Raw genomic sequence first — 12,502 nt, forward strand, 5'->3', positions numbered from 1 at the left:
GCCCATGAGAAGTGATGTAGTCAAAAAGGGCGTCCCCGCCGCCCCCAACCGCTCGCTGCTGTATGCCTTGGGGTATACCAAGGAAGAGCTGGAGCGGCCGCTGATCGGCGTGGTGTCCTCCTATAACGAAATTGTCCCCGGCCATATGAATCTGGATAAGATCGCCGAGGCGGTGAAGGCCGGGGTCCGGGCCGCCGGCGGCACGCCGGTGGAATTCCCCGCCATCGCCGTGTGCGACGGCATCGCCATGGGCCACGTGGGCATGAAGTATTCTCTCGTGACCCGGGACCTCATCGCGGACTCCACGGAGGCCATGGCCATGGCCCACCAGTTCGACGGTCTTGTGATGATCCCCAACTGCGACAAAAACGTCCCGGGGCTTTTGATGGCGGCGGCCCGGGTGAATATCCCCACCATCTTTGTCTCCGGCGGTCCCATGCTGGCGGGTACCCTCAACGACGGACGGCGCACCTGCCTTTCCCATATGTTCGAGGCGGTGGGCGCTTACTACGCGGGCAAGCTGGACGAGGCGGGCGTGGAGGAATATGAAAACAGCGCCTGCCCGACCTGTGGGTCCTGCTCCGGCATGTACACCGCCAACTCCATGAACTGTCTGACCGAGGCCATCGGCATGGCTCTGCGGGGCAACGGCACCATTCCCGCCGTCCACTCCGCCCGGCTGCGGCTTGCTAAGCACGCGGGCATGCAGATCATGGACTTGGTGGAAAAGGGCATTCGCCCCCGGGATATCATGACGCCCGCGGCCTTCCACAATGCCGAAACGGTGGATATGGCCTTAGGCTGCTCCACCAATACCATGCTCCACCTGCCCGCCATTGCCCACGAGTGCGGCATCGCCCTCTCCTTCGACATGGCAAACGAGATCAGCGGCAAAACGCCGAACCTGTGCCATCTGGCCCCCGCCGGAGACACCTATATGGAGGATCTGGACCGGGCCGGCGGCGTGTACGCCGTCATGGCGGAGCTTGAAAAGGCAGGGCTGCTGGATACCGGCCTTCTCACCTGCACCGGCAAAACGGTGGGTGAAAATCTCACGGGGGTGGTGAACCGGAATCCGGAGCTGATCCGAAGCGTGGAAAATCCCTTCTCCAAAACCGGCGGCATCGCCGTTTTGAAGGGCAATCTGGCCCCCGACGGATGCGTGGTGAAGCAGTCCGCCGTGGCAAGCGAGATGATGCATCACACCGGTCCCGCCCGGGTGTTTGACTGCGAGGACGACGCCATCCGCGCCATCTACGACGGCAAGATCGTCGCCGGGGACGTGGTGGTCATCCGCTATGAAGGACCCAAGGGCGGACCCGGCATGCGGGAGATGCTCAACCCCACCTCCGCCATCGCGGGCATGGGGCTGGACAAGGACGTGGCACTCATTACCGACGGCCGCTTCTCCGGGGCTACCCGGGGCGCGTCCATCGGACACGTCAGCCCGGAGGCCGCCTCTGGCGGACCCATTGGACTGGTGGAGGAGGGCGACCTCATTGCCATCGACATTCCGGGCCATACCATCGAGCTGCAGGTGTCGCCTGAGGCGCTGGCGCAGCGCAGGGCGGCGTGGGTCTGCCCGGAGCCCCGCATCAAAACGGGGTATCTGGCCCGCTATGCCAAAATGGTGTCCTCGGCGGACCGGGGCGCCGTGCTGGAATAAAACCCATCGGGCCGCGCTTTTCGGAGCGCGGCCCTGAGAGGAAGGAACCGATATGTACCGAGAACTTGCGCATCTGCTGCTGTACAGCGATCTGGGACGGGACGAAATTCTGGTCCGACTCAGTGAGATCTTCCGGGACTGGGAGGGCGGCGCGGCGGACCGGGACGCGCTGGTGGGCCGCATTTATGCCCAGATCAAGCGACTTTTGGACCTCGCCACCGTCTGCGGCTTTGACGAAAACCTCTGGCAGTGCTATCTCACGTGGCTGCTGATGACAAATCACAACTCCTTCACCCAGACCTGCGAGCGGGTGGGCGCCAGCGACGGCAGCGTCAATCACTTTGCCAAAAGCGATTTTGCTGTGTTCCGCCGCCTGATGGATTTTGACTTCGGCCCCATCGAGCGGGACCTTGGCATCGACTGCTTTTCCACGGTGTGCCAGTACCGGGCCATCCCCAAGCGGGAGCGGATGTACAACCGGGACATCAGCCAGCAGGTGGGCACGCTGCGCCGAAAGCTGGCAAGCGCCCGAAGCGCGGACGAGCTGTTTGACCGTTTGACGGACTATTACCGCCAGTACGGCTACGGCGTGTTTGCCATGAGCCGGGCCTTTCGCATCCGGCGGGAGGCGGAAGGGGCGGTCTCCTTCCTCCCCATCAGCAATATCGACCGTGTGATGCTGGACGACCTTTTGGGCTACGAGTACCAAAAGCAGGAGCTGCGATGCAATACCGAGGCGTTTCTTACCGGCAAGCGGGCCAACAACGTCCTGCTCTACGGCGACGCGGGCACCGGCAAGTCCACCAGCGTCAAGGCCCTCATCAACGAGTATTTTGATCGGGGACTGCGGATGATCGAGATCTACAAGCACCAGTTTGGGGACCTCTCCGCCATCCTGGCCCAGATCAAAAACCGCAACTACCGCTTTATCATCTTCATTGACGATCTGTCCTTTGAGGAAAACGAGGTGGAGTACAAATTCCTCAAGGCCGTCATCGAGGGCGGTGTGGAGACCCGGCCGGACAACGTGCTGATCTACGCCACCTCCAACCGCCGCCACCTCATTCGGGAGACGTGGAACGACCGCACGGACATGGAGCACCACGGCGACATCCACCGCTCCGACACCATGGAGGAAAAGCTGTCGCTGGCCAGCCGCTTCGGCGTGGCCATCAACTTCAACGCCCCCACGCAAAAGGAGTATCACGAAATCGTCCGGATGCTGGCGGCGCGCCATGGCATTGCCATGGACGATGATAAGCTGCTGGCCATGGCCAACACTTGGGAGATCCGCCACAGCGGCTTTTCCGGGCGGACGGCCCAGCAGTTCATCCAGTATCTGGAAGGACTGCCCAAAGAATAAGCGCAAAATCCCCGGCGGATGGATCCATCCGCCGGGGATTTTTGATAAAAGGCGTCAACTGCGGCAAAGAAGGCCGACGCGTGCGCGTCAGTCCTCAGCCTGCGCGGCCTCCACGATCAGCTTCACGCAGGTGTCGTAGCCGAGAGCGCCGCTGTCGAGGGTCATGTGGTAATTGTGGCTGTCGCCCCACTTTTTTCCGGTGTAGTGGTTATAGTAGGTGTGGCGGCTGCCGTCCTTTTTGGCAATCATTTTCTGAAGCTCCGTGGCGTTGGTGCAGCCGGTCAGCTCACTGACCCGGACGGCCCGGTGGGTCTCGTCCGCGTGAATAAAGACGTTGATGCACTCCGCCCCCGCCTGGCGCAAAATATCATCCGCGCAGCGGCCCAGAATGACGCAGGGTCCCTCCTGCGCGAAGTGCAGAATCACCGCCCGCTGCACGTCGTGGATGGCCTCCTGTGTGTCGTTGTAGTAAATGCTGGAGGCGGAGCAAATGGTTTTAAAGAAGGAATTGGTTCGGGAAACGTCCTCCTGCTCCTCTTCTACCAGCTCGGGGTCAAAGCCGCTGGCCTTCACGGTCTCCCGGACGATATCGCGGTCGTAGAACGGGATGCCCAGCTTCTCCGCCACCTGCTTGCCGATGGAGTGTCCGCCCGCGCCGTATTCACGGCTGATGGTGATGATTTTGTTCATAGTTCTCCTCCGCTTCCCCGCCGCATACGCGGTACAATTTTCCTGTAATTATCATATCATATTCCCCGCGTCGGCGCAATCAAAATCTCCGCATCTCCCGGGGGGGCGGGGGAAAGCTTTCGCCCCCGCCCGCAGGGGGCGTGTTGCCGGTTTGGCGTTGACAAACCCGGAAAGTGTGCCTATAATTTTAAGTGTTTACCCTGTGCCACCGGCGGTTTTTGGCGGTGCAAAACGGACGGACGGGCCGTGAGGGCACAAGCATGGAAAGGATGTGATGGTATGGAGCCGGAGCGAAGTACGGACGTACCTTTATTGGAGAGGAACCATTTATAAGACTGCGTCGTGCCTTTTGCGGCCCGGCGCCGCGAAAGGACGACTTTGATATGACACATTATTACTTGACGGAGCAAGAGCAGCTCAAAGAGCTCCCGGCCCCCCAGAGCGGCTGCTGGGTTTCCGTGGTGGCGCCGGACGAGGGGGAGCTAAACCATCTGGCGGAACACTATCAGCTGGATATGGACCTTCTGCGCGCCGCGCTGGATACGGACGAGCGCTCCCGCATTGACACGGACGAGGGATATACCATGGTGCTGGTGAATATCCCCACGGTGGAGGAGCAAAGCGACAAGGAGCTGTACAGCACCATCCCCATGGCCATCCTGATGACCGGGGACGCGATCATCACCGTGTGCAGCGAGGAATCCCCGGTGATTCAGGCTTTCGAGCGGGGGCGGGTGCGGGATTTTCACACCCAGATGAAGTCCCGGTTTATTTTGCAGTTCCTGTATCGGATTGACACGCTGTACCTCCAGTACCTGCGCAATGTGGATAAAAAGAGCGAAGAGGTGGAGGCGCAGCTCCATAAGTCCACGCAAAACCGGGAGCTGATCGAGCTTTTAAAGCTGGAAAAGAGCTTGGTCTATTTCACCACGGCGCTGCGCTCCAACGAGGCGGTGCTGGAAAAGCTGCTGCGCACGGACCTTGTGAAGAAGTATCCGGAGGACGCGGAGCTTTTAGAGGACGTGATCGTTGAAAACAAGCAGGCCATTGAGATGGCCAATATTTACAGCGGCATTCTCAGCGGCATGATGGATGCGTTCGCCTCCGTCATCTCCAACAACCTCAATATCGTCATGAAGGTGTTGGCGATCATCACCATTGTCATGGCCATCCCCACCATGATTTTCAGCGCGTATGGCATGAACGTCAATGTGGCGGGAATGCCGTTTTCCCAGAGCGCGTGGGGCTTTCCCATCATCATCGGGGTGTCGGTGGCGCTGAGCGTGGTGGTGACGCTGATTTTCAGCAAGCTGAAAATGTTCAAGTGACCACCAAAGGCTCCCTGCTTTAAGAAGCGAAAATAACAAGGCGGACGGCATTTGCCGTCCGCCTTGTTCAATATGGTCTGGAGGTGCGCTTCTCTCAGGCGGCCAGATCGGAGTCGGAGATCTCCTGGAACTTGGAGAAATCAGGGTAGGTGATCTTGACGGCGCTGCCGGTGGCCTTGATGGTCATGGTCATGTCATAGTCGTAATCCGCGGCGATGGTGCCAAGCTCCTCGCCCAGATCCATGGACATGCTGGCGGAAAAGACCATGGCGATGGTCTTGATCGCGCCGTCCCTGCCCACGGTATAAACGGCGGAAATGTCACCGTAAGAGAGGTCCATGCCGCCCAGCTGGGTCTCGCCCAGAACAGAGCCCACCAAGTCGTTGGCGTATTTGCTCATGGAGCTGCCGATGACGACGGTGTAGACGGTGTCGCTGCCGGACTTGGAAACGGCAATGGAGTCAAGCATGGCGAGGCCATTGATGTTGACTGCGCCGGTTTCCATGCCGCCCAGCGCTTCCAGCTCGGCAAGCGCGTCGGGGACCTGATACTTGAAGTTGCTCTGCTCGCCGTCGCTGGCGGTGGAGATGTATACCCAGCCGTCCTTCATCCACATGCCGGTGTCCACGGACAGCCCGTCCATCACGCTGGTCGTTTGATAGGCCATCCGGACGTCGGAGCCGTCCATGATGAACTTCATGTTGCCGGTGGAGACGGTGGGGATGGTGGTGGTTTCTCCGTCGGAGGACATGGACATGTTCATCTTCACGTTGATGTCGGCGTCCATGGCGGTTTCGTCCATCTTGGCGGAGACGGCGTTCAGGCTGCGGTAGGCCTCGATTCTCTCCGTCATGGCCGCGGCGGCCTTGGCGTCAATGGCGCCGCTTTTGACAAGGCTTGCGAGAAGATAGGTGCTGCCGTCCTTCAAATCGGCGGCCAGCGCCTGATAGGTCACGGCAGCCAGATCGTCCCGCAGGAAGGCACCGGTAAACAGCAGGGGGTCATAAAAGCCCTTGCTCTGGGCAAAGGTCAGGGCGTCGGCATAGGCAAAATCAGCGGTGTCCTGATAGCCCAGCGCCCGCAGCAAAAAGGTGACATAGTTCTGCGCGCTGCACGCCTTGGAAGACCCGAAGGTGGTGGCGCTGGTGCCGTTGGCAATGCCGTTGGTGGTAAGCCACGCCACATAGGGGGAGGCAAATTCGCTGACGTCCGTGAAGGGATGGCTGATCTTGCCGGCGGCGTAATCGGCCTTGGCGGTATCCTCCGCGCCGTAGAGTCTCACCAGCATGATGGCGGCCTCGGAGCGGGTGGGCGCACGGTCCAGCTCAAAGCCGCTGGCGGTTCCCCGGAACATGCCGATTTTGGAGAGATCCTCTGCCACAGAGTCAAAGTCGGAGGCAGATGCGCTCACGCACATGGCTGCGATCAACAGCATGGCGGTGATCAACGCGGTTACAATACGTTTCATTTTGGGTGCTCCTCTCAAATTTTTGCGGCAAACGCCGTTTCCAAAATAATTATAGGCCTGCAAAAAATTTCCGTCAAGGGCGCAGGAAAAAAACGGCAGGAAACTGCGCAACACCTTTACCCGCTTTCTTAGAAAAAATCACGCTGCCTGCAAAAAAGATGACATTGCATAAAAAGAATAAAACCGTTGAAACATTGATGTTTCAACGGTTTTATTTTGGCGGAGAAGGAGAGATTCGAACTCTCGAAACCCTTTAGGGGTTTACATGATTTCCAATCATGCGCCCTCGACCAACTAGGCGACTTCTCCATCAAGCCGGAGCGCTTCCAAAAGAGGCGCTGGGCTGCTGTTGAAAAGCGACAGCGTTATTATTATAGCAGAGATATTGATAAAGTCAAGCCCCATTTTTAAAAAAGAACGGAGAGCAAACCGCTCTCCGTTCCGCGCATCAGCGCATTTCCGAAACGATGTTATCCACGGCGTGATCCACGGCGACACCCAATTTGTGAATGCTTTTCCCAACTTGCGTTTTCATGGGATCTTTGCCGTAAGGCAGCATCATTCCAACTGCCGCGCCGACCATCAGTCCGGCGCTCATACCGACCCAAAATCCGGTACAGCTTCTCATTTCAGTCACTCCTTTTTCGGCATGGACCTAGTATGACCGGAACTTTGAAAAAAAAACAAAGCGGCGAGGTTTGCCAAAATGTTCCGAATGGTCTATACTAAAATAAAAAAACAAACGATCCGGGGAGGAACCATGACCAGAATTTATCTCATCCGCCACGCGGAGGCGGAAGGAAATCTTTATCGCATTGCCCAGGGTCAGTATGACAGCATTCTCACCGACCGGGGCTGGCGGCAGGTGCACGCGCTGGAGCGCCGATTTGCCGACATTGCCGTGGACGCGGTATATTCCAGCGATCTCTACCGCACCTGCGCCACCGCCAGCGCGCTGTGCAAACCAAAGGGACTTTCCCTCCATCGGCGGCGGGACCTGCGGGAGATCTCCGTGGGCGACTGGGAGCAGCAAACCTGGGGAGAGATCTATCGCCGGGACCCGGTGCAGATGGAAAACTTCAGCCGGCGGCTGACGCAGTGGCACACGGCGGGGGCGGAGCGGCCGGAAGCGGTCCGGGACCGGGTTTTGGGGGCCGTGCGGGAAATTGCCGAAAAAAACGAAGGCAGGACCGTGGCGGTTTTTTCCCACGGATATGCCATCCGGCTGCTGCTGGCGACGCTGCAGGGCTGCACGCTGGAGGAAGTGGGCAATACGCCCCACGGGGACAACACGGCGGTTTCCCTGCTGGAAGCGGAGAAAGGCGCGCTGCGGGTGGTATTTCGGGACGATAACAGCCACCTGCAAACGCCGGAGTTTCTGGCCGGGGAAAAGGTCCGCAGCAGAGATAGCGCGCTGGAGCCGGGGCTGTGGTTTGCGCCGCTGAAGCCGGAGGAGCAGGCCTCCTTTTTGACGGACTGCGTGGCGGAGGTTTGGCCGGAGGTGGGCGGAGGACGCCCCTTCCAAAAGGAGCGGCTGCTCTCGGACGCTGCCAGGCGGCCCACGCTGGTGGGGTATCTGGGGGAAGAACCGGTGGGCCTTTTGCAGCTGGGACCTGCCCGGGAGTGGATTTCTCTCGTGTGCGTCCGCCGCCAATACCGGACCCGGGGCTTCGGGGTCCAGATGATCGGGCAGGCGGTGCAGCATGTTCGCCCGCTGGGCGGAGAGGCGCTGCGGATTGCCCTGCCCAAGGACAGTTCGGCGGGAGCGTTTTTCGCCGATTACGGGTTTCACCCAAAGGGAGAAACGGATGGAGAGCGGGACGTGCTGGAAAAGGACATCTGCTTTCGGCCGGAGTTCCTTGGAGAATAGGCCCGGACAGGGGCGCATATACTGCCTTTGACGGAAAGGCCCGTCCGAGCGAGGGCTGCCGCTGACAAGAGATGCGCGCTCTTGTATCTGCTTTTCCGATCCGGCCTCATCGCACACGGCTGCGCGGCAAGAAGTTTGCAAACACAGGAAAGGATGGCGGAGAGCGGATGGAGATTTGGGTGACGATTGCCCTGTTTTTGGTGGGATTGGTGCTGATCATGAAGGGCGGGGACTGGTTTTTGAACGGCGCGGTATGGATTGCGGAGGCCACCGGCGTTCCCCGGTTCATCATCGGGGCCACCATCGTCTCCCTTGCAACGACCCTGCCGGAGCTGACGGTTTCCGTGACCGGGGTGCTGCAAGGACAGGTGGATCTGGCGGTTGGAAACGCCGTGGGGTCCGTAACGGCCAATCTGGGTCTGATTCTGGGGATTTCCGTGGTCTGTATGCCCTCTGTGGTGAGTCCCAAGCAGTTTAATATGAAGGCGCTTTTAATGGTGGGCGGCGCAGTGCTGCTGTTTGCCCTGTGCCGGGGCGGCACGCTGGCGTTTCTGCCCGGCCTTGCGCTTTTCGCGGTGTTTATTTTGTACCTTGCAAACAATGTGGCGGACGCCAGAACCGGCATGGCGGCGCGGCGGGAGGAGCATGGGCGGCGCACCGTCTCCCACAGACAGATGGGGATGAAGCTGGGTCTCTTCGCCGTGGGCATCACGGCAATCGTGATCGGCTCCCGCCTGCTGATCGACTACGGCAGTGAGCTGGCGCTGCTGCTGGGCGTTCCCTCCAGCATCATCGGCGTGACGATGGTGGCCATCGGGACTTCGCTGCCGGAGCTGGTGACCACGCTCACCGCCATTGCCCGGCGGGAGGCGTCCATGTCCGTGGGCAACATTATCGGGGCCAACGTGATCGATCTCACCATGATTTTGCCGGTGTGCGCGGCGGTGTCCGGCGGACGGCTGACCATCGGCGCACAGACCACGGCGCTGGACCTGCCCGCCTGTTTGCTGCTTTGCTGCGTGGCGGTGCTGCCGCCGCTGTTCAAGGGCCGGTTTTACCGCTGGCAGGGATTTTTGATGCTGGCGCTGTATGCCCTCTACGTGGTGGTGCTGATCGCGTAAAAGGCTGATTCAGAAAAGAAACCGCCCCCGGAATTTTTGATTCCGGGGGCGGTTTGCACTCATTTTTCCGCCACGGCACGGGCGATCCGGGCGGTCATACCCCAAATCACATGCCCTTCATAGTGCCACACCGGCACCTCCACATGCCCGTGGCTCCAGGGATAGCTCCGGGGAATGCCCACGGACTCGTAGGGGAAATTCTCCGGCACCTGCGGGGACAGTTCGTAGCCGTAGAGCGCTGGCGCGGTCTCCCGGAAAAAGGACAGCGGCACGGTAAAGACCTCCGCCACCTCCGCCGGGGAGGGCCGCATGGCGGTGAGGCCTGCCGGGGAGACAAGGCCCAATACGGGCTGTAATAAAAAGCCCTTTTGATTACAAATAAAATCCGGTGTGCCCAAAAGCCGGACCGTGCTGGGGGGAATGGAAAGCTCCTCCTGCGTCTCCCGCAGCGCGCACACGGAGGCAGTCTCCCCCGCCTCCATTTTCCCGCCGGGAAAGCAGACCTCGCCCCCCTGGCGCAAATGGGCGGCCCGGACCTCGAAAAGAAGGTGCAGCCCGTCGGGCCGTTCCAGCAGCGGGCACAAAACGGCATAGCTGTCCCGGGCGCCCAGCAGCCCCGGCACATGGCCATCGAATCGGCGGCGCAGCAGTTCCAACTCGTTTTTCATAGCAGAATGGACAGGGCCCGGGGGCGGTTTTCGATGTCCACCACCGGCATGCTGGGCGCATACTCGCCGTCCAGAGACCAGGGAAGCTCCGTGGCCGTTTCCAGATGGATGGAAGAGACGTGGCGAAAGATCAAGCCCTCCCGGTCGTATTGCTGCTCCAGCAGGGCCAAAACCAGATTTTGCAGGTCCACCGGGTTTTTGGGACTTGGGATCAGCAGCATTTCAAACTTGCCGTCGTCCAGCACCACGCGCTCCGGGTCCAGCTTCATGAGGCCCCCGATGGAGGTGGAGTTGCAGACGGCGCCGAAGAGATACTCCCCGTCCAGCACCTCGCCGTCGGCGGTGAGCTTCACCTGATAGGGCCGCAGGGTGTTCAGGTCCTTCATCCCTTCAAGAATATAGGCAAAGTGGCCCAGCGCGTTTTTGGCGGCCTGGGAGGCGGTATAGGAGCTGCTGGTAAAAGCGCCGAAGGACGCCACATAGAGGAAGTGGCGGCCATTCCAGAGTCCCACGTCCAGCTGCCGGGGCGCTGCCTGTGTCATGGCGCAGGCGGCGGTGACGGGATTTGCGGAAATGTGGAGACTGGCGGCAAAATCGTTGGTGCTGCCTTGGGGAAGGTAGCCAAGCATCGGCGGATTTTTCAGCTCCATCAGCCCCCGGGAGACCTCGTTGAGGGTGCCGTCGCCGCCGACAGCCACCACCACATGGAAGTGGGGGCCCTCTTTTGCGGCGTACTCTGCGGCGTCGCCGGCGGCTTTGGTTTCATGGATGGAGAGTAGGTACCCGGCCTCCGAAAACACGGTGGCCGCGTCAAACAGCGGTCCCCGGGACTTGTTCCGACCGGCCCGGGGATTCACGATAAAAAGCAGCTTTTTTTGTGACATGGGAAAACACCTCTCATTCGGGAACAAGGGCGGAAGAATTTCAAAAAGAACGTTAAGACGTGTAAAAGACAGTATATCACGGTAAAATGAGGATTGCAATTCCCGGGGGGGCCGTGTAGAATAATCTTAACAAAATGAGGTGGTGGCTATGAAACAGGATGCGCATGTGAAACTGGGCCTGGCGGCATTTGTGACCGTCAGCGCCATTTTGCTCTTTTATGATACCCTGTTTGGAAGCCGGGTCCTCCCCGATGTGTGGGCGCAGCTGATGTCGGCGATCCAGCCCATCGGCTTTGGCGCGCTGATGGCCTATCTTCTGGCGCCTGTGGTCAATTTTTTTGACGAAAAACTGCTTGCCCTCGCCCCCGGTAAGAGTCGCGGGCAGGACCGTCCGGTCTCCCCGGGCGTCCGGGCGGTCAGCATTCTGCTGACGTGGGCGGTCATCTGCGTGCTGATCTATCTGCTGGCCTCGGTGCTGCTGCCGGAGCTGTACCGGAGCATTCTCCAGCTGATCGCAAACGCCGAGACCTATTACCGGACGGTCAGCGGCTGGGTGGAGCAGCTCTTGGAGACGAACCCGTCGCTGGAGCGATGGGTGGCGGCGCAGATGGACACCTATTTTGCAGACGTCCAGACGTGGCTTGAAAAAGAGGCGCTGCCTCAGGCCCAGACCGTGATGAGCGCCCTCTCCGGGGGCGTTGTCTCCGCGCTGGTGTTTTTGAAAAATCTGCTGGTGGGCGTGATCGTGTCCGTTTACCTGCTGGCAACCAAGGAGCGCTGCGGCGCGTATGCCCGGAAGATGGCCTATGGCCTGTTTTCCACCAAAAACGTCCACTGGGTGCTGCGGGGCGTGCGCAAGGTGGACAGCATTTTTTCCGGCTTTGTCCGGGGCAAGCTGCTGGACTCCCTGATTATCGGTATTCTGTGCTTTATTTGCTGCAGTATTTTAAAGTTCCCCTACACGCCGCTGGTCTCCGTGATCGTGGGCGTCACCAATGTCATCCCCTTTTTCGGACCCTTTCTCGGCGCGATCCCCAGCACGTTCTTGATTTTGCTGGTCTCGCCCATCAAGGCGCTGTACTTTGTGCTGTTTATTCTTGCCCTCCAGCAGCTGGACGGCAACGTGATCGGCCCCAAAATTTTGGGCGGCAAGACGGGCCTTTCCAGTCTCTGGGTCATTATCGCCATTTTGGTGGGCGGCGGCTTTTTCGGCTTGCCCGGCATGTTTTTCGGCGTGCCGGTGTGCGCGTGTCTGTATAGCGCCGTCACCTTTTTCCTGGAGGTCCGCCTGCGCAAGAAGCATTTGCCGCTGGACATCGAGGCCTACCGCGCCGGCATGCCGGAGCCGAGAGGTGCGGAACCGATCCCGCCGGAGGAGGAGCCGCGGCCCTGACGGGCTCGAAACGTCTCGAAACGCGGGAAAAAGCTCTTGCAATCGGAATTT

The 12,502-nt window shown here is 59.9% G+C and carries 11 protein-coding genes and 1 tRNA gene; 6 read left to right on the plus strand and 6 right to left on the minus strand.

Translation table 11 applies throughout. The features are described 5' to 3' along the window. The first annotated feature begins 4 nt into the window (after positions 1–4). Both ilvD and PHI30_RS00440 read left to right on the plus strand, forming a co-directional pair. Positions 5–1,666: a dihydroxy-acid dehydratase gene (gene ilvD, locus PHI30_RS00435; RefSeq protein WP_300022372.1), complete on the plus strand. Its 1,662-nt coding sequence runs from the start codon at positions 5–7 to the stop codon at positions 1,664–1,666. Between the two features lie 52 nt (positions 1,667–1,718). Continuing rightward, complete coding sequence (locus PHI30_RS00440) at positions 1,719–3,029, plus strand: ATP-binding protein (RefSeq protein ID WP_300022375.1); 1,311 nt, start codon at positions 1,719–1,721, stop codon at positions 3,027–3,029. 87 nt (positions 3,030–3,116) lie between these two features. Here PHI30_RS00440 and PHI30_RS00445 read toward each other — a convergent pair whose 3' ends face one another. Next, positions 3,117–3,719 (minus strand): AAA family ATPase, encoded by a 603-nt coding sequence (locus PHI30_RS00445; protein WP_300022378.1) that lies wholly within the window; start codon positions 3,717–3,719, stop codon positions 3,117–3,119. Between the two features lie 383 nt (positions 3,720–4,102). Between PHI30_RS00445 and PHI30_RS00450 the strand changes: the two genes are divergently transcribed. Continuing rightward, on the plus strand, positions 4,103–5,047 hold the full coding sequence (locus tag PHI30_RS00450; protein WP_300022381.1) for a magnesium transporter CorA family protein: 945 nt from the start codon (positions 4,103–4,105) through the stop codon (positions 5,045–5,047). Positions 5,048–5,141: 94 nt separating this feature from the next. On the opposite strand, the gene PHI30_RS00455 is transcribed toward PHI30_RS00450, so the two are convergent. The 3 genes from PHI30_RS00455 to PHI30_RS00465 all read right to left on the minus strand — a co-directional run bounded on the left by PHI30_RS00455 (position 5,142) and on the right by PHI30_RS00465 (position 7,143). Continuing rightward, complete coding sequence (locus PHI30_RS00455) at positions 5,142–6,515, minus strand: S-layer homology domain-containing protein (RefSeq protein ID WP_300022385.1); 1,374 nt, start codon at positions 6,513–6,515, stop codon at positions 5,142–5,144. 217 nt (positions 6,516–6,732) lie between these two features. Further along, positions 6,733–6,824, minus strand: a tRNA-Ser gene (locus PHI30_RS00460). Positions 6,825–6,963: 139 nt separating this feature from the next. Continuing rightward, on the minus strand, positions 6,964–7,143 hold the full coding sequence (locus PHI30_RS00465) for a hypothetical protein (RefSeq protein ID WP_300022388.1): 180 nt from the start codon (positions 7,141–7,143) through the stop codon (positions 6,964–6,966). Positions 7,144–7,275: 132 nt separating this feature from the next. Between PHI30_RS00465 and PHI30_RS00470 the strand changes: the two genes are divergently transcribed. Then, positions 7,276–8,385: a GNAT family N-acetyltransferase gene (locus PHI30_RS00470; protein ID WP_300022391.1), complete on the plus strand. Its 1,110-nt coding sequence runs from the start codon at positions 7,276–7,278 to the stop codon at positions 8,383–8,385. Positions 8,386–8,552: 167 nt separating this feature from the next. Further along, complete coding sequence (locus tag PHI30_RS00475; RefSeq protein ID WP_300022394.1) at positions 8,553–9,506, plus strand: calcium/sodium antiporter; 954 nt, start codon at positions 8,553–8,555, stop codon at positions 9,504–9,506. Between the two features lie 59 nt (positions 9,507–9,565). Here PHI30_RS00475 and PHI30_RS00480 read toward each other — a convergent pair whose 3' ends face one another. Continuing rightward, complete coding sequence (locus PHI30_RS00480; RefSeq protein ID WP_300022397.1) at positions 9,566–10,174, minus strand: CoA pyrophosphatase; 609 nt, start codon at positions 10,172–10,174, stop codon at positions 9,566–9,568. Further along, on the minus strand, positions 10,171–11,058 hold the full coding sequence (locus tag PHI30_RS00485) for a diacylglycerol kinase family protein (protein ID WP_300022400.1): 888 nt from the start codon (positions 11,056–11,058) through the stop codon (positions 10,171–10,173). The genes PHI30_RS00480 and PHI30_RS00485 overlap by 4 nt, the downstream gene beginning before the upstream one ends. A 148-nt stretch (positions 11,059–11,206) precedes the next feature. Here PHI30_RS00485 and PHI30_RS00490 point away from each other — a divergent pair, with 148 nt between their 5' ends. Next, entirely contained in the window at positions 11,207–12,451 is a 1,245-nt protein-coding gene (locus tag PHI30_RS00490) for an AI-2E family transporter (protein ID WP_300022403.1), read from the plus strand. Positions 12,452–12,502: the final 51 nt, after the last annotated feature.

The organism is Oscillibacter sp. (genome assembly GCF_028693505.1).
GTDB lineage: Bacteria > Bacillota > Clostridia > Oscillospirales > Oscillospiraceae > Oscillibacter.

Excerpts from the sequence above, each read along its gene's own strand:
- PHI30_RS00440 (WP_300022375.1), top strand. The coding sequence starts at position 1,719 with ATGTACCGAGAACTTGCGCATCTGCTGCTGTACAGCGATCTGGGACGG.
- PHI30_RS00485 (WP_300022400.1), bottom strand. The coding sequence starts at position 11,058 with ATGTCACAAAAAAAGCTGCTTTTTATCGTGAATCCCCGGGCCGGTCGG.
- PHI30_RS00450 (WP_300022381.1), top strand. The coding sequence starts at position 4,103 with ATGACACATTATTACTTGACGGAGCAAGAGCAGCTCAAAGAGCTCCCG.
- PHI30_RS00490 (WP_300022403.1), top strand. The coding sequence starts at position 11,207 with ATGAAACAGGATGCGCATGTGAAACTGGGCCTGGCGGCATTTGTGACC.
- PHI30_RS00475 (WP_300022394.1), top strand. The coding sequence starts at position 8,553 with ATGGAGATTTGGGTGACGATTGCCCTGTTTTTGGTGGGATTGGTGCTG.
- PHI30_RS00470 (WP_300022391.1), top strand. The coding sequence starts at position 7,276 with ATGACCAGAATTTATCTCATCCGCCACGCGGAGGCGGAAGGAAATCTT.
- ilvD (WP_300022372.1), top strand. The coding sequence starts at position 5 with ATGAGAAGTGATGTAGTCAAAAAGGGCGTCCCCGCCGCCCCCAACCGC.
- PHI30_RS00480 (WP_300022397.1), bottom strand. The coding sequence starts at position 10,174 with ATGAAAAACGAGTTGGAACTGCTGCGCCGCCGATTCGATGGCCATGTG.
- PHI30_RS00465 (WP_300022388.1), bottom strand. The coding sequence starts at position 7,143 with ATGAGAAGCTGTACCGGATTTTGGGTCGGTATGAGCGCCGGACTGATG.
- PHI30_RS00455 (WP_300022385.1), bottom strand. The coding sequence starts at position 6,515 with ATGAAACGTATTGTAACCGCGTTGATCACCGCCATGCTGTTGATCGCA.
- PHI30_RS00445 (WP_300022378.1), bottom strand. The coding sequence starts at position 3,719 with ATGAACAAAATCATCACCATCAGCCGTGAATACGGCGCGGGCGGACAC.